This is a genomic window from Pseudomonas monteilii (assembly GCA_001534745.1).
In the GTDB taxonomy this organism is placed as follows: domain Bacteria; phylum Pseudomonadota; class Gammaproteobacteria; order Pseudomonadales; family Pseudomonadaceae; genus Aquipseudomonas; species Aquipseudomonas alabamensis.
In genome coordinates, this window is record CP013997.1 from 4,462,258 (window position 1) to 4,484,852 (window position 22,595).

The 22,595-nt window shown below is 62.1% G+C and carries 16 protein-coding genes and 1 tRNA gene; 2 read left to right on the forward strand and 15 right to left on the reverse strand.

Annotated features, from left to right (window positions below; translation table 11 throughout):
- Positions 1 to 148: 148 nt before the first annotated feature.
- From APT63_19120 to APT63_19150, 7 genes are all read right to left on the reverse strand, one after another.
- On the reverse strand, positions 149 to 1,036 hold the full coding sequence (locus APT63_19120; GenBank protein AMA47577.1) for a spermidine/putrescine ABC transporter permease: 888 nt from the start codon (positions 1,034 to 1,036) through the stop codon (positions 149 to 151).
- Complete coding sequence (locus APT63_19125) at positions 1,033 to 1,953, reverse strand: spermidine/putrescine ABC transporter permease (GenBank protein ID AMA47578.1); 921 nt, start codon at positions 1,951 to 1,953, stop codon at positions 1,033 to 1,035. The genes APT63_19120 and APT63_19125 overlap by 4 nt, the downstream gene beginning before the upstream one ends.
- Positions 1,950 to 3,092: a transporter gene (locus APT63_19130; protein ID AMA47579.1), complete on the reverse strand. Its 1,143-nt coding sequence runs from the start codon at positions 3,090 to 3,092 to the stop codon at positions 1,950 to 1,952. Before APT63_19130 ends, APT63_19125 begins: the two co-directional genes overlap by 4 nt.
- 59 nt (positions 3,093 to 3,151) lie before the next feature.
- Entirely contained in the window at positions 3,152 to 4,246 is a 1,095-nt protein-coding gene (locus APT63_19135) for an ABC transporter substrate-binding protein (protein AMA47580.1), read from the reverse strand.
- Positions 4,247 to 4,405: 159 nt separating this feature from the next.
- Positions 4,406 to 5,503, reverse strand: a complete 1,098-nt coding sequence (locus tag APT63_19140) for a spermidine/putrescine ABC transporter substrate-binding protein (GenBank protein AMA47581.1) — start codon at positions 5,501 to 5,503, stop codon at positions 4,406 to 4,408.
- Between the two features lie 127 nt (positions 5,504 to 5,630).
- Positions 5,631 to 6,992, reverse strand: coding sequence for an aminotransferase (locus APT63_19145; protein AMA47582.1), 1,362 nt, complete (start codon positions 6,990 to 6,992; stop codon positions 5,631 to 5,633).
- Positions 6,993 to 7,032: 40 nt separating this feature from the next.
- Entirely contained in the window at positions 7,033 to 8,391 is a 1,359-nt protein-coding gene (locus tag APT63_19150) for a glutamine synthetase (GenBank protein AMA47583.1), read from the reverse strand.
- 655 nt (positions 8,392 to 9,046) lie between these two features.
- Between APT63_19150 and APT63_19155 the strand changes: the two genes are divergently transcribed.
- On the forward strand, positions 9,047 to 10,423 hold the full coding sequence (locus tag APT63_19155; GenBank protein AMA47584.1) for a gamma-glutamylputrescine synthetase: 1,377 nt from the start codon (positions 9,047 to 9,049) through the stop codon (positions 10,421 to 10,423).
- A 145-nt stretch (positions 10,424 to 10,568) separates the two neighbouring features.
- Positions 10,569 to 10,645, forward strand: a tRNA-Arg gene (locus APT63_19160).
- 363 nt (positions 10,646 to 11,008) lie between these two features.
- On the opposite strand, the gene APT63_19165 is transcribed toward APT63_19160, so the two are convergent.
- From APT63_19165 to APT63_19200, 8 genes are all read right to left on the reverse strand, one after another.
- Complete coding sequence (locus APT63_19165) at positions 11,009 to 12,319, reverse strand: hypothetical protein (GenBank protein ID AMA47585.1); 1,311 nt, start codon at positions 12,317 to 12,319, stop codon at positions 11,009 to 11,011.
- Between the two features lie 174 nt (positions 12,320 to 12,493).
- Positions 12,494 to 13,531 carry a hypothetical protein gene (locus APT63_19170; protein AMA47946.1) on the reverse strand — a complete coding sequence of 346 codons (1,038 nt, stop codon included), beginning with the start codon at positions 13,529 to 13,531 and terminating at the stop codon, positions 12,494 to 12,496.
- 865 nt (positions 13,532 to 14,396) lie between these two features.
- Positions 14,397 to 16,094: a 2-isopropylmalate synthase gene (locus APT63_19175; protein ID AMA47586.1), complete on the reverse strand. Its 1,698-nt coding sequence runs from the start codon at positions 16,092 to 16,094 to the stop codon at positions 14,397 to 14,399.
- Between the two features lie 438 nt (positions 16,095 to 16,532).
- Positions 16,533 to 16,916 (reverse strand): glycine cleavage system protein H, encoded by a 384-nt coding sequence (locus tag APT63_19180; protein AMA47587.1) that lies wholly within the window; start codon positions 16,914 to 16,916, stop codon positions 16,533 to 16,535.
- Between the two features lie 46 nt (positions 16,917 to 16,962).
- A complete protein-coding gene (locus APT63_19185; GenBank protein ID AMA47588.1) occupies positions 16,963 to 18,045 on the reverse strand; it encodes a glycine cleavage system protein T in 1,083 nt (360 codons plus the stop codon).
- Between the two features lie 119 nt (positions 18,046 to 18,164).
- The gene (locus tag APT63_19190; GenBank protein AMA47589.1) at positions 18,165 to 19,787 is read right to left on the reverse strand and encodes an iron ABC transporter permease; all 1,623 of its coding nucleotides are present in this window, start codon (positions 19,785 to 19,787) and stop codon (positions 18,165 to 18,167) included.
- A 477-nt stretch (positions 19,788 to 20,264) separates the two neighbouring features.
- Positions 20,265 to 21,266 carry an iron ABC transporter substrate-binding protein gene (locus APT63_19195; GenBank protein ID AMA47590.1) on the reverse strand — a complete coding sequence of 334 codons (1,002 nt, stop codon included), beginning with the start codon at positions 21,264 to 21,266 and terminating at the stop codon, positions 20,265 to 20,267.
- A 105-nt stretch (positions 21,267 to 21,371) separates the two neighbouring features.
- On the reverse strand, positions 21,372 to 22,595 hold the full coding sequence (locus APT63_19200) for a 2-octaprenyl-3-methyl-6-methoxy-1,4-benzoquinol hydroxylase (protein ID AMA47591.1): 1,224 nt from the start codon (positions 22,593 to 22,595) through the stop codon (positions 21,372 to 21,374).

A 22,595-nucleotide genomic window follows, 5' to 3' on the forward strand; every position in this document is an offset into this window, starting at 1 on the left:
GGTGAGGGTTCCATGATGGGCGGCGGGATTCAAGAGGGATGTGGAGAAGTGGGGAAAGGCGCGGCTGAAGAGGCGATATCCCTGCTCGAGGTCAACCGCCACTGCTTGGCAAGGGGGGCGCGCTCGAACCCCCCAGGGTCGTTCAGGCTCAGACCGGCGCGATACTGGCGCGCTTGACCGATGGCGCCGCGGCGTTGGCCGCCGCACCTTCCTCGATGGCCTGCTGGATGGCCTTGCGCCGACGCTCTTCGGCACGGCGGCTGAAGAACCAGACGCAGAAGGTCACCAGCGACACCGACAGCAGGATCAGGCTGGCCACGGCGTTGATCTCGGGCTTCACGCCAAGGCGCACTGCCGAGAACACTTCCATCGGCAAGGTGGTCGAGCCGGGCCCGGACACGAAGCTGGCCAGCACTAGGTCATCCAGTGACAGGGCGAACGACATCATGCCGCCCGCTGCCAGGGAGGGCGCGATCATCGGAATGGTGATCAGGAAGAACACCTTCCACGGCCGCGCACCCAGGTCCATGGCCGCCTCCTCGATGGACAGGTCCAGCTCGCGCAGGCGTGCCGACACCACCACTGCCACGTAGGCCGAGCAGAACGTGGTGTGGGCGATCCAGATGGTCATGATGCCGCGCTCCTGCGGCCAGCCGATCATCTGTGCCATGGCCACGAACAGCAGCAACAGCGACAGACCGGTGATCACCTCGGGCATGACCAGCGGCGCGGTCACCAGGCCGCCGAACAGCGTGCGGCCCTTGAAGCGGCGGATGCGGGTCATGACGAAGGCGGCCATGGTGCCCAGCGCCACGGCCGCGACCGCGGTGTACAGCGCGATCTCCAGCGAGCGCATGACCGACCCCATCAGCTGGGTGTTGTCGAGCAGGCCGACATACCACTTCACCGACCAGCCGCCCCAGACCGTCACCAGCTTGGAGGCGTTGAACGAGTAGATCACCAGAATCAGCATCGGCAGGTAGATGAACAGCAGGCCCAGCACCAGCATCAGCTTCGAGAAACCAAAGCGCTTCATGCCTTGCCCTCCATCTCTTTGGCCTGGCTGCGGTTGAACAGCAGGATCGGCACGATCAGGATCGCCAGCATCACCACCGCCAGCGCGGAAGCCACCGGCCAGTCACGGTTGTTGAAGAACTCCTGCCACAGCACCTTGCCGATCATCAGGGTTTCCGGCCCGCCGAGCAGCTCGGGGATGACGAACTCGCCTACCACCGGGATGAACACCAGCATGCAGCCGGCGATGATGCCGTTCTTCGACAGCGGCACGGTGATCTTCCAGAAGCTGTTGAAGGTGCTCGAACCCAGGTCCGAAGCCGCCTCGAGCAGGCTCTGGTCATGCTTCACCAGGTTGGCGAACAGCGGCAGGATCATGAACGGCAGGTACGAATAGACCACGCCGATGTACACCGCCAGGTTGGTGTTGAGGATCTGCAGCGGCTGGTCGATCAGCCCCAGCCACATCAGGAAGCTGTTGAGCAGGCCGTTGTTGCTGAGAATGCCCATCCAGGCGTACACCCGAATCAGGATCGCCGTCCAGGTCGGCATCATGATCAGCAGCAACAGGACGGTCTGGGTCTCCTTGCGGGCGTTGGCGATGGCGTAGGCCATCGGGTAGCCGATCAACAGGCACAGCAGGGTGCTGACGAAGGCCATCTTCAGCGAACCCAGGTAGGCCGCCAGGTACAGCTCGTCCTCGCCGAGCAGGCCATAGTTGGCCAGGTTCAGCACCACCTGCAGCTTGTCGTCGAGGTAGCTGAAGACCTCGGTATACGGCGGAATCGCCACGTCGGCTTCGGCGAAGCTGATCTTCAGGACGATGAAGAACGGCAGCAGGAAGAACAGGAACAGCCAGAGGAACGGCACGCCGATCACCAGCTGCCGCCCGTCAGGCGTCAGGCGCTTGAACGCTCGCTTGAGCTTGCGGATCTTCATGAGCGCAGTACCACGCCGCTGTCGTTCTCCCACCAGACGTAGACCTGGTCGCCCCAGGTCGGGCGCGCGCCCTGGCGTTCGGCGTTGGCCACGAACGACTGGACGATCTTGCCGCTGGGCAGCTGCACGTGGAACACCGAGTGGCCGCCCAGGTAGGCGATGTCGTGCACCTTGCCGTGGGACCAGTTGTAATCGTCGGTCGGCTGCTCGGTCGTGACCAGCAGTTTCTCGGGCCGCAGCGCGTAGAGGATGTGCTTGTCCTCGACCGAGGTGGAGACCCCGTGGCCGACGTAGATGTTGCGCTCCAGCTCGGGGCTGGCGATCAGGGCATGGCCTTCGGCATCGTCGACCACCTCACCCTCAAACAGGTTGACACTGCCGATGAACTCGCACACCAGGCGGCTGGTGGGGGTCTCGTAGACGTCCACCGGGCTGCCGATCTGGGCGATCCAGCCCAGGTGCATGATGGCGATGCGCTGGGCCATGGTCATGGCCTCTTCCTGGTCGTGGGTGACCATCACGCAGGTCACGCCGACCCGCTCGATGATTTCCACCAGTTCCAGCTGCATCTGCGAGCGCAGCTTCTTGTCCAGCGCGCCCATGGGTTCGTCGAGCAGCAACAGCTTGGGCCGCTTGGCCAGCGAACGCGCCAGGGCCACCCGCTGGCGCTGGCCACCGGAAAGCTGGTGCGGCTTGCGCCGAGCGTACTGGGTCATGTGCACCAGCTTGAGCATCTCGGCCACGCGGGCCTGGATCTCGGCCTTGGGCATCTTGTCCTGCTGCAGGCCGAAGGCGATGTTCTGCTCCACGCTCATGTGCGGGAACAGCGCATAGGACTGGAACATCATGTTGATCGGCCGCTCGTAGGGCGGCAGGTCGGTGATGTCGACGCCGTCGAGGTAGATGCGGCCTTCGGTCGGGCGCTCGAACCCGGCCAGCATGCGCAGCAGGGTCGACTTGCCCGAGCCCGAACCACCCAGCAGGGCGAAGATCTCGCCCTTGCGGATCTCCAGCGACACATCGTCGACCGCGACGGTCTCGTCGAACTTCTTGGTGACGCGGTCGATCTTGACCAGCACCTGTTTGGGCTGGACACCACCGTCAAGGGGGGGCTTGGAGGCACCGGAGGCAACTGCCATGAATGAAACTCCCAACAAGATTTGCTAAGGCCCGCCCCTGTGATGGCGGGCCCGGATGATTATTTGCCCGACTTGACCTTGGTCCAGCTACGGGTCATCAGTCGTTGCACCTTCGGTGGCAGCTCGGCGTTGACGAACATCCTGTCCAGCACGGCCTGCGGCGGGTAGACCGCCGGGTCCTTGTACACGTCCTGATCCATCAGTTCGCCGGCCTTGAGGTTGGGGTTCGCGTACCCGACATAGTCGCTGACCTGTGCGATGACCTCGGGTTTCAACAGATAGTCGATCAAGGCATGCGCTTGCTTGGCGTTCTTGGCGTCCTTGGGGATCGCCAGCACGTCGAACCAGAGGTTGCCACCCTCCTTGGGAATGGCGTACGCCAGCTTGACGCCCTTCTTCGCCTCTTCGGCCCGGGCCTTGGCCTGGAACACGTCGCCCGAAAAGCCGGCGGCGACGCAGATGTCGCCATTGGCCAGGTCGGTGATGTACTTGGAGGAGTGGAAGTAGGTCACGTACGGACGGACCGCGAGCAGCTTCTGCTCGGCCTTCTGGTAGTCCTTGGGATTGGTGCTGTTGGGGTCGAGGCCCAGGTAGTTGAGCACCGCCGGCAGCATTTCGTCCGCCGAGTCGAGGAAGGCCACGCCGCACTGGGAGAGCTTCTTCATGTTCTCGGGTTCGAACAGCACGGCCCACGAGTCGATCGTGTCCACGCCCAGGGCGGCCTTGACCTTCTCGACGTTGTAGCCGATGCCGTTGGTGCCCCAGAGGTAAGGCACGGCATATTGATTGCCGGGATCGTTCTTTTCCAGGCGCTTCATCAACGCCGGGTCGAGGTTGGCGTAGTTGGGCAGCAGGGTGCGGTCGAGCTTCATGAACGCGCCGGCCTTGATCTGCTTGCCCAGGAAATGGTTGGACGGCACCACCACGTCGTAGCCGGTACGACCGGCAAGCAGCTTGCCTTCCAGGGTTTCGTTGGAATCGAAGACATCTTGCACCGGCGTGATGCCAGTGTCCTTTTCGAAGTCCGCGAGGGTGTTGGGCCCGATGTAGTCCGACCAGTTGTACAGGTGCACCGTGGGCGCCGCTTGGACGCCGAGAGCCAGCGTCAGACCCGCACTGGCCACCAGGGCCTTGCGAAATACAGAAATGGACAAGGGTTGGTCCTCACAATGAGTGCATGTGGTCGCAACGCACGCTGCCGCATACGCCAAACCGGCGCGCAACTTACCTTCGCAGCTCCGCTGTCGCAAACTTATTTATCCCGAGGGTCCACCTGACCTGGCGCGGCCAGGCGAGGTGGACCTTTCGAACGGTTACTTGCCCGACTTGATCTTGGTCCAGCTACGGGTGATCAGGCGCAGAGTGGCAGGCTCCTGGTCGCTGATCGCGTAGAGCTTTTTCTTCACGTCATCGGAGGGATAGATGCTCGGATCGCCCGAGATGTCCTTGTCCACCAGCGGCGTGGCTGCCTTGTTGCCGTTGGGGAAGCGCACGGCGTTGGTGATCTCGGCCATGATTTCCGGTTGCATGAGGAAGTTCATGAAGCTGTACGCGGCCTCGACGTTCTCGGCATCCTTGGGCACGGCGACCATGTCGTAGAAGGTGCCGGCACCTTCCTTCGGAATCACGTAGTCGAGCTTGACCTTGCCACCGGCTTCGGCGGCACGGGCCTTGGACTGCTCCAGGTCGCCCGAGTAGCCGACGGCGACGCAGATGTTGCCGTTGGCCAGGTCCGAGATGTACTTGGACGAGTGGAAGTAGGCCACCGACGGACGGATTTTCAGGAACAGGTCTTCGGCGGCCTTCAGGTCGCCCTTGTCCTTGCTGTCGGTCGGCTTGCCCAGGTAGTGCAGCGCGGCCGGGATCATCTCGGTCGGCGCATCGAGGAAGCTCACGCCGCAGCTCTTGAGCTTCTCCATGTTCTCGGGCTTGAACACCGCGTCCCACGAGTCGATCTTGTCCACGCCCAGCGCGGCCTTGACCTTCTCGGGGTTGTAGCCGATGCCGATCGAGCCCCACATGTAAGGGAAGGCGTGCTTGTTGTCCTTGTCGCTGGCGTCGCCGACGGCCTTGAGCAGGTCCTGGTCCAAGTTCTTCCAGTTCGGCAGCTTGGACTTGTCCAGTTCCTGGTAGACGCCGGCCTTGATCTGCTTGGCGAGGAAGTTGTTCGACGGCACGACGATGTCGTAGCCGGACTTGCCCGCCAGCAACTTGGCTTCCAGGGTCTCGTTGCTGTCGAAGACGTCGTAGACCACCTTGATGCCGGTCTGCTTCTCGAACTTGGCGACCGTGTCCGGAGCGATGTAGTCCGACCAGTTGTAGACGTGCAGGACCTTGTCGTCAGCCTGAACGGCGGTGGCCACTGCACCTGCGAGGGTGGCGGCCAGCAGCGTCTTGCCCAATTTCTTCATGCGTTTGCTCCGGATTGTTCGTGAGTTCGTCTGTTCAGCGGCCAGGCCAGTGGGTGCAAGCGCTGGAACACCCGTTAGTCTGGCAAGTTACCGACCGCTGTTACAACACGCGTCAGCGGTCAATCGCTCATTCGAGCGACTGCAAGGTCAGGTCCAGGCATCGACGGGCCTTTTCCACTAGCTCGTCGATCTCCTCGTGGCTGATCACCAAGGGCGGCGCGATGATCATGGTGTCACCCACCGCACGCATCACCAGCCCGTTGGCGAAGCAGAAATTGCGGCAGATCATGCCCACGCCCTGCCCCTCGTAACGGCTGCGCGTTGCCTTGTCCTTGACCAGCTCGATGGCGCCGAGCATCCCCAGGCCGCGCACTTCGCCGACCAGCGGGTGGTCCTCCAGCTCGCGCAGACGCTGCTGCAAATAGGGTGCCGTTTCCGTTCTGGCGCGCTCGATGATGCGCTCCTCACGCAGGATGCGCAGGTTCTCGAGCCCGACCGCGGCCGCCACGGGGTGGCCGGAATAGGTGAATCCGTGCGTGAACTCGCCGCCTTCAGCCAGGACCTGGGCCACCGAATCACGCACGATCACACCGCCCATGGGGATGTAGCCGGAGGTCAGCCCCTTGGCGATGGTCATCAGGTCCGGCTTGAGATCATAGTAGTCCGAGCCGAACCACTCACCGGTCCGGCCGAACCCGCAGATCACCTCGTCGGCGACGAACAGGATGTCGTAGCGGGCGAGAATCTCCTTGATCTTCGGCCAGTAGCTGTCCGGCGGAATGATCACCCCACCGGCGCCCTGGATCGGCTCGGCGATGAAGGCCGCGACCTGATCCTCGCCCAGTTCCAGAATCTTCTGTTCCAGTTGCTCGGCCGCCCAGATGCCGAAGGCTTCCGGAGTCATGTCGCCGCCCTCGCCGTACCAATACGGCTGGGGAATGTGCGCGATGCCGGGGATCGGCAGGCCGCCCTGGGCATGCATGCCGCTCATGCCGCCGAGGCTGGCGCCGGCCACGGTCGAGCCGTGATAACCGTTGATGCGGCCGATCAGCGTCTGCTTCTGCGGTTTGCCCTTGAGCGCCCAGTAGTGACGAACCATGCGCAGCACGGTGTCGTTGCCTTCGGAGCCGGAGCCGGTGAAGAACACGTGGCTCATGCCTTCGGGCGCCACCTCGGTGATGGCGTGGGCCAGCTCCAGCGCAGGCGGGTGGGCCGTCTGGAAGAACAGGTTGTAATAGGGCAGCTCGCGCATCTGCCGCTGGGCGGCGTCGACCAGCTCTTCGCGCCCATAGCCGATGGCCACGCACCACAGCCCGGCCATGCCGTCGAGGATCTTCTGCCCTTCGCTGTCCCACAGGTGCACGCCCTGGGCACGGGTGATGATGCGCGGGCCTTTTTCCTTCAACTGGCCATAGTCGCTGAACGGCGCCAGGTGATGCTCGCCGCTCAGGGCTTGCCAGTGCTGGGTTCGTGAATCGTTGACGCTCATGGGGTCCTCCAAGGTCGGTCGGCCGCAGGGCGGCAAGGGGTCACACCGCGAACAGCAGGAACTCACGCTCCCAGGAACTGATCACGCGTTTGAAGTTTTCGTGCTCGGCGCGCTTGGTGGCCACGTAGCCGCTGATGAACTTCTTGCCCAGGTACTGCTCGAGCGCGCGGCTCTGTTCCATGCGCTCCAGGGCGTCCTCGATGGTCAGCGGCAGGCGCAGGTTGCGGCGCTCGTAGCCACGGCCCTGCACCGGGGCGCTGGCGGCGATGCCCTCGACCATGCCGATGTAACCACACAGCAGGCTGGCGGCGATCGCCAGGTACGGGTTGGCGTCGGCGCCCGGCAGGCGGTTCTCGACGCGGCGGCTCTGCGGACCGGCGTCCGGCACGCGCAGCCCCACGGTTCGGTTCTCCTCGCCCCATTCGACGTTGACCGGCGCCGAGGTGTCGGGCAGGAAGCGGCGGAACGAGTTGACGTTGGGCGCGAACAGCGGCAGGGCTTCGGGGATGAACTTCTGCAGCCCACCGATGTGGTGCAGGAACAGGTCGCTCATGCTGCCATCGTCGTTGGAGAAGATGTTCTTGCCGGTGTTGACGTCGACCACGCTCTGGTGGATGTGCATGGCGCTGCCCGGCTCACCGGTCATGGGCTTGGCCATGAAGGTGGCGGCGACGTTGTGCTTGAGCGCGGCCTCGCGCATGGTGCGCTTGAACACCAGGATCTGGTCGGCCAGGTCCAGGGCGTTGCCATGACGGAAGTTGATCTCCATCTGCGCGGTGCCGTCTTCGTGGATCAGCGTGTCGAGGTCCAGCTGTTGCAGTTCGCACCAGTCGTAGACATCCTCGAACAACGGATCGAATTCGTTGGCGGCCTCGATGGAGAACGACTGACGACCGGTTTCCGGGCGACCGGAACGGCCGATCGGCGGTTGCAGCGGGAAGTCAGGGTCTTCGCTGCGCTTGGTCAGGTAGAACTCCATTTCCGGCGCCACGATCGGCACCCAGCCACGGTCGGTGTAGAGCTTGAGCACCTTCTTGAGCACGTTGCGCGGCGACAGCTCGATCGGGTTGCCTTTCTTGTCGTAGGTGTCGTGGATCACCTGCGCGGTCGGCTCGATCGCCCAGGGCACCAGATAGACGGCGTTCTCGTCCGGGCGGCAGATCATGTCGATGTCGGCCGGGTCGAGCAGCTCGTAATAGATGTCGTCGTCAACGTAGTCGCCGGTCACGGTCTGCAGCAGCACGCTCTCGGGCAGGCGCATGCCCTTTTCCGCGATGAACTTGTTGGTCGGCGAGATCTTGCCGCGGGTGATGCCGGTCAGGTCGCTGATCAGGCATTCGACTTCGGTGATCTTGTGCTCTTTCAACCAATCGGTGAGCTGGTCGAGGTTGTTACTCATAAATACCTCAGGAGGTCATGTTGATCCGGACCCAAGGCCCGGACGCGACTGACGGCAGGCGCCGACCGACATGGTCAGCGCATGCGACACGGCATGGACGAGCCCGCCATTGGATTCTGGATGGAGCGCGTGACGAAAGCAAAGTGCCTTCGGATGCAGGGGCAAACACGTCGGCCGATCGATGCGGGAGGTGTCTGGCGTGCGGCGCGGGGCTGCGCGGGCGGAAGGTGGCGAGGGGAGAACGAGGACGACGACAGGGCCGGCCCGTCAATTATTCCGGTCACGGACGACCCCATGCAAAGCGTATCCGGCAGGGCACCTGGATAGGCCCTCGAAAGAGCATGGCCTGTGGCGCGGCCGGGGGTGGCGCGCGATGACGAGCGTATCATTCAACCCTCGCTATTATGACTATTATGGGTTGAATCGAAGCTTAGCCTTGTTCATTTTTTTACACAACGTGTGCGTAAAAAATAGATGACGTTCTTCGTCTGGGTGTTGAGATAGGCCTTGCAGGCGCCCCGAATTGCAGCAAAAATGCCCGCTGCATGCCATTTTGGGGCATCCCCCCGCGCGCTTGACTTGGCGCCCTCTTTCCGATTGACTGGGCTTGCAAGCCCCGTTTGATTGATATTTTTAACAACAAAGGTGTTGCATCATGTCGGTACCCCCGCGTGCCGTTCAGCTTAACGAAGCGAACGCGTTCCTTAAGGAACATCCTGAGGTTCTCTACGTTGACCTTCTGATTGCAGATATGAATGGTGTGGTGCGTGGCAAGCGCATCGAGCGCACCAGCCTCCACAAGGTGTACGAGAAAGGCATCAACCTGCCCGCCTCGCTCTTCGCATTGGACATCAACGGCTCGACGGTCGAGAGCACGGGCCTGGGCCTGGACATCGGCGACGCCGACCGGATCTGTTATCCGATCCCCGATACCCTGTCCAACGAGCCCTGGCAGAAGCGCCCGACCGCGCAGCTGCTGATGACCATGCACGAGATCGAAGGCGCGCCGTTCTTCGCCGACCCGCGCGAAGTGCTGCGCCAGGTGGTCAGCAAGTTCGACGACCTGGGCCTGACCATCTGCGCCGCGTTCGAGCTGGAGTTCTACCTGATCGACCAGGAGAACGTGAACGGCCGTCCGCAGCCACCCCGCTCGCCGATCTCCGGCAAGCGTCCGCAGTCGACCCAGGTCTACCTGATCGACGACCTGGACGAATACGCCGATTGCCTCCAGGACATTCTGGAAGGCGCCAAGGAACAAGGCATTCCTGCCGACGCGATCGTCAAGGAAAGCGCCCCGGCGCAGTTCGAAGTCAACCTGCACCACGTGCCCGATCCGCTCAAGGCCTGCGACTATGCCGTCCTGCTCAAGCGCCTGATCAAGAACATCGCCTACGACCATGAGATGGACACCACCTTCATGGCCAAGCCCTATCCGGGCCAGGCAGGCAATGGGTTGCACGTGCACATCTCCGTGCTGGACAAGGATGGCAACAACATCTTCACCAGCGAGGATCCCGAGCAGAACGCCGCGCTTCGTCACGCGGTCGGCGGTGTGCTCGAGACCCTGCCCGCCTCGATGGCGTTCCTGTGCCCGAACGTCAACTCGTACCGTCGGTTCGGTGCGCAGTTCTACGTGCCGAACGCACCGAGCTGGGGCCTGGACAACCGCACCGTGGCCCTGCGCGTGCCGACCGGCACGCCCGACGCGGTACGCCTGGAGCACCGTGTGGCAGGCGCCGATGCCAACCCCTACCTGATGATGGCAGCGGTCTTGGCCGGCGTGCACCACGGCCTGACCAACAAGATCGACCCAGGCAAGCCGATCGAGGGCAACTCCTACGAGCAGCTCGAGCAAAGCCTGCCGAACAACCTGCGCGATGCCCTGCGCGAGCTGGACGACAGCGAAATCCTCAACAAGTACATCGATCCGAAGTACATCGACATCTTCGTGGCCTGCAAGGAAAGCGAGCTGGAAGAGTTCGAGCACTCGATCTCGGACCTGGAGTACAACTGGTACCTGCACACGGTCTGAGGCCGTGGCAGGGTCGGTTTTCGGGTCATGGGCTGCTCTCGAAGGGCTGTCGATGACCCGAAGGTTCGAGGCGGTTGCGAAGAAACCGTATACCCATCAAGGCGATGGACGTCGCCCGCCAAGATGGGTATCATCGTGCCCCGTTGCACTCGTAGCTCAGCTGGATAGAGTATTGCCCTCCGAAGGCAGTGGTCGTGGGTTCGAATCCCGCCGAGTGCGCCATCTTCTCCTCCCCTTGTGTCACAAGGGGTTAGCGCTTCTGACAGAAGCCTGTCCTAGTCCTGAAAGCCGCTTTTGCCATTGATTTGCCGCACCCAAGGGTGGCGGGGATGGTCTAAATGGCCTTTATCAGGAGCCGTGGCGAACATCCGTGGAAAGCGCGAATTCGCCATAAGGGCTGTCCAGCCCAGCGCAAGCCTTCGAAACCACAGCCGGCGCCCTAGTCTGGGCACGTATGATTGAAAGCGAAATCGACAGGGGCCATTGTTGTCTCTCAGCTCATTGCCTTGGCACGCTGGTAGATTTCGCAGATTCTGTCTCGATCGATAACAAATTCCTCCTTGCCAGAACCGGTCCAACAATCACTTACGCCAACTCAGGACCGGTATATTTCGCCAGTTCGTTGCCATACAGCAACGACAGTTCGGCCAAGAACTTGTTGCCTTTGTTTGCAGCAGCATAGGGGCAGTCATCGAGCACGATGACATGGCCAATGGTTCCAATATTGCCGGTGTAGACGCTCACCTGCTGACCAGGAACGACATGGGCGGTACAGAACGTAATGTCGTACTTGTCCAGCAGCGGTTGCAACAGACGAGGGTCATAGTCATCGGCAATTCGTCCGCCATATCGCGAGGCGATCGTGACCACGGTACCCGTAGTTTCAATCAGCGAGTCGTCAATCTCGAGGGTTTCCCCCAAGTGCAGACGGATCAGCATGTCGAATGGATCAATACCGGTGAGCATCCGATACATCTGTGGTGCGACGCTGCCCATCATGCGGGCATTGATCTCCACCAGGCAGGGGCCTTCATCATCACGAAGCAATTCGACGTGATACAGCCCCATATCCAGTTTCAAGACAGTGAAGACCTGCTGGACGTAGGCCTTCAATCCATTGCGCGCGGCCGTGTCCAGCCCCGAGGGCATGGTGGCCGTCATCTCGAGCATCTCGTTGTAATCGGCGCGGAAGCGAATGGTCGTTGCGTAGCACGACACGACCCCGTCTTGGACGATGGCTTCGACAGAATGCAGCGTACCGTTCACGTATTGCTCGATCACATAGTCGCGGCTGACCAGCGCATTGATCATCGGATCGGAATCAGCACGCGCCTGGCGGATATGTTCAACGAATGCGTCGAAATCCTGCTGGGTAAAACAGATCGCCGAAAACTGTTTGGAAAAACCACGTGTGGGTTTGATCACGAACGGCAACGCCAACCGGGGCGCCGTACCTTCGGCCAATTGGCTTTCGCTCAAGACCTGAAAGTCGGGGGAACGTACGTTATTGTCGCGCAAGCGTTCACGCAGACGACTTTTGTAAACAGCATCGCAAAGGTGCTCATGTCTTGGATAACGCGTACCGAGCCACTCGGCTTCCCGGGCCACGGCAACAATCGCTGCCTCAGACGTAGAGAGCAGTGCATCGATTTTTCGAATGCCGTGGAGCTGCACCAGCAGATTGTGAAATTCCTCTCCCTCAAGCGAATCGATGCGAACATAGTCATCGACGTGTTCAAGGTAGGGCTCGATTTTCGAGTGATCTCCCTTGACCGATATTGTCAGAAAAGACGCATCGCGCGGGTGAATGAAGGTCACATGACAACCCAGGCGTTTGGCAGCCTCGAAGGCGAGCAGACCACTGACCGTGCTGTCGACCAAGACGACGTGTTTCATAAAGCGCTCCGTACCGTTTTAGGTGAGAGGGGAAATAGCCGCAGAGCGAAAAAACAACCGCCATAAAGGCCAGCGTGGGAGGGGTGCTGAACCTGTTGCAAAAACACCAGTATACTGAGTCCTATCACGCCTTCTAACGCATGGACTCACGACTTACTTATTATGGTGAAGCCCCTATCGAATAACGTGCTCGGCAGGCCTTAAACCGAACGAAAGCAGTAGAGCGGCCGCCAAATAGCACATGACAAAAATGACGCTGGTCCATAGCAATCCGATGTGCTCGACCAATAGTGAGCCCAACACTATCGTTATCATCATTCCGCCATAAACGCCCGCATACTGCACCGACGCAACCAGTGGCATGGCAGCGGCCGGCGCCGTCAGCACGACGTCGGATTGCAATTTGAAAAAGGCCAGTTCAAAGAAAAAGATGTAGAAAAAGTAAGCGCTGTAGCTGGAGGCCAGACCTTCGCCATAGGCAGCTGCCACCATGAACAGTGCGCTGGCGGCTGCCATGAAAAAGGGCGCCAGCTTGTGTCCACGCTTGTTCAACGTGTAGTAAAGAATCGCGCCGAACAAGGCGGCCACGCTGTTGACCGCTTGCAGCAGACCCACATAGCTCTCCGACAAGCCTAGGACATGAGCCGGCAGCGTGATCCGCGATACGTTGAAGAAGCCTTGATACAGACTGACGAAAAGAATAAAGCTCCAAAAACTACGGCACAATGCCGGTCGGGCTCTCAGTAGATCCGCAAACGTTTCGATCAGCGCCGTAGACGACGGCACGGTGGTACTCGTCGGACGTTCCGCGCGGGGTAGTAGAAAGGCCGCAAAGGCGGCTATGGCGAACAATGCGGCAGTGATGGCCAGCACGTGCCAAGGCATCATATCGCCCTTGATCAATGCCATCGTAGCACCGGCGATACCACCGGCAATGAACTGTGCGGTCAGGGTCAACGGAACGGTAGATTCGACATTGGCTGAATTGAAATAGCATTTGATGGCAACGATTCGGCCCACCCTCTGCAACGCGTCCAGCCCTCCAATGGCGATGCTGCCAATGATCGCAACCCCTATGACGGTCGGCAGTAATGAATAAACCAGCACGGCCACCGCCAACGCCAAGGCATTGGAGAACAGCAACAATGCGCGCGGAGAGGCGCTATCGGACAGTTTGTAAATCTGCCCGACAAATAAGACAGGCAACACCATCGGTGCAAATAGCACGACTTGCGAGTACAACAGGTTGCCGGTTTCCTTGTAGGTATAATAAGACAGAAAGACATAACTCAACGTGGACGCATAGATGGCGCACAGGTTCACTATCCATATAAGAAGCGTAAGGCTTTTCAACGAATAATTAGTATGCATCGTGTGCCTTATTTATTATGAGCCCTACTGACGCCAAAAACGGTATGACAGAAAAAATTACTTGGCAATGAAAAAAATGTAACAACCAAGACGCCCTCCTGCGTCCATCGCTTCATGCACTATTCAGGTGCGAACCTGTAGCAGTCATCTGTATGCTTTTAGCATTCACATAGAGTCGTCATCTGTATGTTTTTAGCACACAGATGAAGTAGCGATTCACTAAAAACTCTGCTGCGTATTCATCTGTTGCAGAACTGGTTTCCTCTCGGAGATCCGGCGATGGAAGAAGCGTTGTATGAAATCACACCCACGCGCCGAGTTCGAAGAAGGACGGCCAGCGCGCCTCCGAGATGCGCTAGATAAAGAAAGGCAATCAAAACCTTTTGGGCATGAGCGTATATCCGTGCCGATGTGGATCAGGCTGCTCCACCACGTCAGTAACGCCGCACCCATGTAGCCGATTTCACACAGGCCGCCGAACTGCTACCAGGTGAAGAAAAGGCGGGTACGCCGATGCCGCACACACCCGTGTGCAAAAGCGTGAAGAGCTTGAGCACCACGAGGTACCCAGGCAAATCGCAGCGCACCGCAGCACCCACGCTAGGTCGAGCAAACACAGCGTGTCGTACAAGACCCAGCGCAAGATCGGTTTTTTCGTTTCAGACCATGCTCGCCGTGCGTGCCTACACCCCTGCTCCCCCGCGCTTCAGACCATGACCGCTCCATCCCGCACGTGCGCGAGCAGGCCCTGCCGAGTCGCCCTGCACACCGCACTGACCAGCGCCTGCAACGATGCCTGGAGCATGCTGCTGTCTCTGCCGACACCGAACAGCCGTTGGTTGTCGATGCGGATCTCCACATAGGCCATCGCGTCGGCCTGGGCGCCCTCGTGTATCGCGTGCTCATGGTAATCCGCGATGTCGAAGGCCAAGCCGCAGGCGTTGAACGCAGCGACGAGGGCGGCCAATGGTCCGTTGCCTTCACCGCGCACAGGCAGACGGCCGCCTTCAAAGACCAGCTGCGCGCTCACGCACGTACTGGCGCCTTCCTGGGTCAGCCTGGGCGGGGTCAGGGTGTAGGGCTTGCCCGGCTGCAGGTAATGCGCGTCGAAGCAGGACAGGATCATGTCGCGGGTCACCTCGCACTCCTCGGTATCGGCGACACGCTGCACCAGGCCACTGAACTCCATCTGCAGGCGACGTGGCAGCACGATGCCCTGCTGCTCCAGCAGGTACGCCACCCCGCCTTTGCCTGATTGGCTGTTGACCCGGATCACGGCCTCGTAGCTGCGGCCCATGTCGGCCGGATCGATCGGCAGGTAGGGAATCTGCCAGTACCCTCCCGGGTTGGCGCGCTGGTGCGCGAACCCTTTCTTGATGGCGTCCTGGTGGGAGCCGGAGAACGCAGTGAACACCAACTCGCCCGCGTAGGGGTGACGTGGGTGGGTAGGCAGCTGGTTGCAGTGCTCGACCTCGCGCTGAACGTGGCCGATGTCCGAAAAGTCCAGGCCTGGGCTGATACCGCTGGTATAGAGGTTCATGGCCAACGTCAGGATATCCACGTTGCCCGTGCGCTCGCCGTTGCCGAACAAGGTACCCTCGACGCGTTCGGCGCCTGCCAGGCACGCCTGCTCGGCCGTGGAGACCCCGGTGCCCCGGTCGTTGTGGGGATGCACGCTGATGATCACGCTGTCACGCTGGCTCACCTGTCGGCAGAACCACTCGATCTGGTCGGCGAACACATTGGCGGTCGCCACCTCCACGGTCGTGGGCAGGTTGAGGATCATCTTGTTGGAGGGCGTCGGTTCATACGCAGCGATGACCGCGTCGCAGATCTCCAGCCCGAAGTCCGGTTCGGTGAAGCAGAACGTCTCCGGCGAATACTGGTACGTCCACCGGGTCTCTGGGTGGGCCTGCATCAGCGCCTTGATCTCGCGGGTGGCCTGGGTGGCGATGTCGATGCAGCCTGCCCGATCGACCCCGAACACGACGTCGCGGAACACCGGGGCGGTGGCGTTGTAGACGTGCACGATCGCGCGCGGTACACCCTTGAGCGCCTCGAACGTACGCTCGATCAGATGGGTTCGTGCCTGGGTCATGACCTGGATCGTGACATCGTTGGGGATGGCGCCGCTTTCGATCAGTTCGCGCACGTAATCGAAATCGGTCTGCGAGGCTGCCGGAAAGCCCACCTCGATCTCCTTGAAGCCGATCTTGACCAGCAGGTCGAAGAAGCGGCGCTTGCGTTCGAGGTTCATGGGTTCGATCAACGCCTGATTACCGTCGCGCATGTCGACGCTGCACCACGTCGGCGCCGCTTGCTGCACGTTGTTGGGCCAGGTGCGATCGGGCAGGTCGACTACCTCGAAATGGCGGTATTTGGTGGAAGGGTCTTTCAACATCATGGCGGCGCTCTCCTTTGCCTGTGGAAGCGTGTGACGGCCCGGAAGTGGGTCGCAGACTAAAGCATTGGATCCAATTTATGATGAAAGGGGTGGCTAAGGATTGCGTTTTGCCCTGCGAGGAGGCTGCATGCGCTCAGAAAGTTGTGAATAAAGCGGCAGGATTGGCTATTAATTGTCCTTCAATATGAAATATTCGAAAAATAAACCACTGAAGTAAGATTTTCGGCCTGCTTTCTTGCCCGTCTCCCTGCTTGACGGATCAATACGAAAAAGCCCCCGCACAGCGCAGGCTGGCAGGGGCTTCTTCGATGCATCGAGCGGTCACCTGATGGGCAGAACCGTACAGGCCACGCGCAAGCAGGTAATGGTTCGAGCCTGAGCGGCCCAAGGTCGAGACAGGTCGCTGCTCACGACGCCTGAACGCCTGCCAGGCCTCACTTACTCGCCAATCGCGCTCTTGTAACCGGCTGCATCCAGCAGCTTGTCCAGTTCGGCGGTATCGTTGGGCTTGAGCTTGAAGATCCAGGCACCGTAGGGTTCTTCGTTGAGCTGCTCGGGCGCGTCAGCCAGGGCATCGTTGACCGCGATGACCTCACCGCCGACCGGGGCGTAGATGTCCGAAGCGGCCTTCACCGACTCGACCACGCCAGCCTGATCGCCTGCAGCGAACGTCTTGCCGACTTCGGCCAGCTCGACGAACACCACGTCGCCCAAGGCTTCCTGGGCGTGGTCGCTGATGCCGACGGTGACGGTGCCGTCGCTTTCCAGGCGTGCCCATTCATGGCTTTCGGCGAAACGCAGTTCGGCGGGAATATTGCTCATGTGTCTACTTCCTCGTTTGAATCAGCGGCGGTCCGCCGGGATAGGTTCAGATCAGGATCTTGCCATGGCGCACGAACGTCGGCTTGACCACGCGCACCGGGTACCACTTGCCACGGATCTCGACCTCGGCGCGGTCACGGCTGGCCATGGGCAGCCGGGCCAGGGCGATCGACTTGTTCAGCGTAGGCGAGAAACTACCACTGGTGATCTCCCCTTCGCCAACCCCGGCGACGCGGACCACCTGATGAGCGCGCAAGACGCCGCGCTCTTCGAGCACCAGGCCGACCAGCTTGTCCTGCACGCCCTGCTCGATCTCGGCCAGCAGACCGGCGCGGCCGATGAAGTCACGGTCGCTCGGCTCCCAGGCGACACTCCAGCCCAGGTTGGACGTCAGGGGCGTATGGGCCTGGTCGATGTCCTGGCCGTACAGGTTCATGCCGGCTTCCAGACGCAGCGTGTCACGGGCGCCCAGGCCGCTGGGCGCGATACCGGCGCCGATCATGTCGTTGAACAGCTGCGGGGCCTGCTCGCCGGGCAGGATGATCTCCAGCCCGTCTTCGCCGGTGTAGCCGGTGCGCGAGATGAACCAGTCGCCGTCGGCCTGCCCTTCGAACGGGTGCAGCGCCTGAATCAGCTTGGCCCGTGCCGCACTGACCAGGCTGACGACCTTGGCGCGGGCGTGGGGACCCTGTACTGCCAGGATCGCCAGCTCGGGCCGCGGTTCGAGGCTCACCTCGACACCCTCGGCCTGACGTTGCAGCCAAGCCACGACCTTGTCGCGGGTCGCGGCGTTGGTCACCAGCCGATAGCCCCCTTCGGTGCGATAGACGATCAGGTCATCGACCACCCCGCCGCGCTCATCGAGCATGGGGCTGTAGAGCGCCTTGCCGAGGCGATCCAGGCGGGCGACGTCGTTGGCCAGCACGTAGCGCAGCCACGCCGTGGCCCCAGGGCCGCTGACATCGAGGATGGTCATGTGGGAAACGTCGAACACGCCGCAATCGTCGCGGACCTGGTGATGCTCTTCGACCTGCGAACCATAATGAAGCGGCATATCCCACCCGCTGAAATCGACCATCTTGGCGCCGAGCGCCAGATGCCAGTCATGCAGGAGCGTGCGCTGTCCCATGGGTTTCTCCTTCCAAGCAGGGTGAAGGCAGTGGATGACAGAACCTTGTCATCATTCGTTGTAAGACCTGCCGTCACAAATGCCGCGCATTGTAGCGGCATGACCACGGGCTGGCACCCTCAGCGAGCGGTGCCGTGTCCTTGGGCCGATCGACGTATCAGGCCGATGACCGGCAGCAGGCCGACCAGCACCAGCGTCAGGGCAGGCAATGACGCGCGCGCCCATTCACCCTCGCTGGTCATTTCGAAGATTCGTACCGCCAGGGTGTCCCAGCCGAAGGGCCGCATCAGCAAGGTGGCCGGCATTTCCTTGAGCACGTCGACGAAGACCAGCAAGGCAGCGCTGAACGCACCGGGCAGCAGCAAGGGCAGGTAGACCTTGAAGAACAGACGAGGCCCCGCGACGCCCAGGCTGCGGGCGGCCTGTGGCAAGGACGGGCGGATGCGCGCCAGGCTGCTTTCGAGCGGCGCATGGGCCACGGCGATGAAACGGATGAGGTAGGCCAGCAACAGCGCCGTGAGGCTGCCGAGCAGGACCGGCTGCGCAGCGCCGCCCCACGCACGGAACAGCGGGATCATCACGTGATTGTCGAGGTAGCTGAAGGCGAGCATGATCGCCACGGCCAGGACCGACCCCGGCAAGGCATAGCCCAGGTTGGCCAGGCCGACCCCTGCCCGGATACCGCGCGTCGGGGCCTGGCGCTTGGCGAAGGCCAGCAGCAACGCCACGGACACGGTGATCAGCGCGGCCAGTGCGCCCAGGTAGAGGGTATGCAGGACCAGGCCCAGGTAGCGCTCGTCGAGGTCGTGCCGGCCACGGGTGTACAGCCAGGCCAGCAGTTGCAGCACCGGGATGACGAAGGCGCAGGCGAACACCAGCAGGCACCAGGCACTGGCCATGAAGGCCTTGAACCCTCGCAGCCGGTACAGGGCCTGGTCACGGGCGCGTTCCTGAGCAGCATGCATCGGGCCACGCGCCCGACGTTCGCCGTAGAGCAGCAAGGCGACCAGCAACAGCAACAGGCTGGCCAGTTGCGCGGCGCTGGAAAGGCTGAAAAAGCCGTACCAGGTCTTGTAGATGGCCGTGGTGAAGGTGTCGAAATTGAACACGGCCACGGCGCCGAAATCGGCCAGCGTCTCCATCAGCGCCAGGGCGATCCCGGCGGCGATCGCCGGCCGCGCCATGGGCAGCGCCACCCGCCAGAACGCTTGCCAGGGGGAAAGCCCCAGCACCCTCGCCGCCTCCATCAGGCCCTTGCCCTGGGCCAGGAAAGCACTGCGCGCCAACAGGTAGACGTAGGGGTAGAACACCAGCACCAGTACGGTGATGACACCACCTGTCGAGCGCACACGCGGCAGACGCAGGGGGCCGAACAGCTCGCGCAGCGCGCTCTGCACGGGGCCGGCGAAGTCCAGCAGGCCGACGAAGACGAAGGCCAGCACGTAGGCGGGAATGGCGAAGGGCAGCATCAGCGCCCAGTCCAGCCAGCGCCGCCCGGGGAATTCGCAGAGGCTGGTGAGCCAGGCCAGACTGACGCCGAGCAGCGTGACGCCGGTACCCACGCCCAGCACCAGGATCAAGGTATTGCCCAGCAGGCGGGACATCTGCGTCTCGAGCAGGTGCGACCAGATGCCCAGGTCGAGGGTCTGCCAGGACAGCAGCAGGACGCTCAACGGCAGCAGCACCAGGCTGGCGATGAGCGCGACGGGGAGGTACCAGCGGCGATGAGGCGAAGAGGGCAAGGGTGAACCTCAGTGATGGAAAGGCAGCGTGGCGCAGAGCGGGGGCTGTCCTGGCAGCGGTGGGCTTACGCACCTCATTGCGGCAATCGCGGGCAAGCCCGCTCCCACACAGGCTGTGTGAAAACTCGGCGACAAACTCGAAGTACGCGTCGCTACGTGGATTTTAGGAATGTTTGTGGGACAAACGAATCCAGGAATCACGTAGCGTTGCGTTTTTCCGGTCGTTTTTTGATCTCTGTACCGGCTCTCAGAGTTTTCACACAGCCTGCACAAGCTGCTTGCGCAGCCATGGCTACACCGACGGCTGCAGAGGTCTGGATAGGAGCTGGCTTGCCCGCGATAGCGTCCGGTCAGGCGCCGCCTGCATCGCAGGTAGGCCCACGCATCAGCCCATAGGGTCGGGCATGTACCGAGTAGAAAAAAGACAGGTACTCCCACACCCGTAGCAGCATGCGCGTCGCGGCAGACAGGCATGACTCAGCGCCAGCCTGCCCGGTCCATCAGCTTGATCGCCTCGGCCTGGCGCTTGCCGGCCACCTCGACCGGGATGTCGTCGGCCTTGAACGTTCCCCAGGCGGCCACTTCGGCCGAGGGCTCGACCTTGGGGTTGGCGGGGAATTCCTGGTTGATGTCGGCGAACAGCTTTTGCGCCTGGGCACCGGTCATCCATTCGACCAGCTTGGTGGCGGCCTCCGGATGCGGTGCATGCTGGGTCAGGCCGATGCCGGACAGGTTCACGTGCACGCCCCGGTCACCCTGGTTGGGCCAGAACAGCTTGATCGGCAGATCCGGCTGCTGCTTGTGCAGGCGCCCATAGTAATAGGTGTTGACCACACCCACATCGCACTGCCCGGCCTCGATGGCCTGCAAGACGGCGGTGTCGTCGGAGAACACGTCGGTGGAGAGGTTGTTCACCCAGCCCGTGACGATTTGTTCGGCCTTCTGCTCGCCATGGTTTTCGATCAGCGTGGCGGTCAGCGACTGGTTGTAGACCTTCTTGGCAGTGCGCAGGCACAGCCGCCCTTCCCACGCCTTGTCGGCCAGGGCTTCGTACGTGCTCAGCGAGGCCGGATCGACACGTTCGGTGGAGTAGGCGATGGTGCGCGCGCGCAGGCTCAGGCCCGTCCATGCATGGGACGCGGCGCGGTACTGGGCAGGAATGTTCTGCTCGATCACCGGCGATTCGATGGGCTGCAGGATACCCATCTGCTCGGCCTGCCAAAGGTTGCCGGCATCGACGGTCAGCAGCAGGTCGGCCACCCTGTTCTGCCCCTCGGCCTTGATGCGCTGCATCAAGGGGGCTTCCTTGTCGGTGATGAAGGTGATAGGTACGCCGGTCTCTGCGGTGTAGGCGTCGAAGACCGGCTTGATCAGCTCGTCGATACGCGAGGAATACACCACGATTTCATCGGCCCCCTGGACAGAGTTGCCCCAGAGCAGCACGGTTAGAGTGGCCAGGAGGGACGTGCGCGACAGCATGGTGATTCCTCGTCGATTCACAGAGGCGCAAATCGTAGTCAATCCCATTTGCCGGACAAAGCTTCCCGTCTGGGCAAGCCGTTACGGGATGTTGCGATGCCGAGGCTAGCGGCGCGCCAGCTCAGGCAGGTCCCCGCTCAGGCCCAGGGCCTGACGCACGAACAGGGCCTTGGCCTCGGGACGCCGATCGACCCATTTCAAGCCGGTGTTGCGCAACCAGCGCAGGGGCAACGGATCGGCCTGGAACAGGCGCTCGAACCCTTCCATGGCAGCCATCAGCGCCAGGTTGTGCGGCATGCGTCGGCGCTCGTACCGGCTCAGTACACGCTCGTCCGCCAGACGTTCACCTCGGGCCTGCGCACGCTGCAGCTCCTCGGCCAGCACGGCCGCGTCCAGCAGCCCCAGGTTGACGCCCTGACCTGCCAGTGGGTGGATGGTGTGCGCGGCATCCCCGATCAAGACCAGGCCGTTGTCCACGTACCGCTTGGCATGACGTTGGCGCAGCGGTACACAGAGCCGGGCCTCGGCATGCAGCACCTGACCCAGACGCCCCTCGAAGGCCTGCTCCAGCGCCCGGCAGAAACCTGCATCGTCCAGGGCCATGGCCGCTCGGGCCTGCTCGGGCGTGGTCGACCAGACGATCGAGCACCAGCCTTCGCTCGCTTCGCGCGACAAAGGCAGGAACGCCAGCGGCCCCTCATCGGTGAAGCGCTGCCAGGCCGTGGCCTGGTGCGACTGGCTGCAGCGCACGCTGGTCACGATGGCCTCGTGCAGGTAATCCCACTCGCGGGTCTCGCACCCCGCCAACAGCCGGACCGCCGAGCGCGCGCCGTCGGCGGCCACCACCAGCGGCGTGCGCACCTGTCGACCGCCCGCCAGGGTCAGCAGCCAGTCGTCCCCCGAGTGGCGCAACTGCTCCAGACGCGCGCCTGGCAGCAGACTGACGTCGCTATCTTGCAGGCATTCGAGCAAGGCGTCCTGGACCACGCGGTTCTCGACGATATGGCCGAGCACGTCGGCGTGCACGCTGGCCGCGGAGAAATGGATCTGACCGGTGCCGCTGCCGTCCCAGACCTGCATGTCGGTGTAGGGGCAGCTACGACGACGCTCGATGCCCTCCCAGGCACCCAGGCGCTGGAGGATGCGCTGACTGGCCACCGACAACGCGCTGACACGCGGTTCGAACGGCATCGACGCCTCATAGGGCGCAACCGACAAGGGCCCGCCGTCGATCAGCAGTACGTCGAGCCCACTGCGGTGCAGGGCCAGGGCCAGCGCACTGCCGACCATGCCTGCTCCGACGATTACCAGATCCGCGCGCGTTTCCAT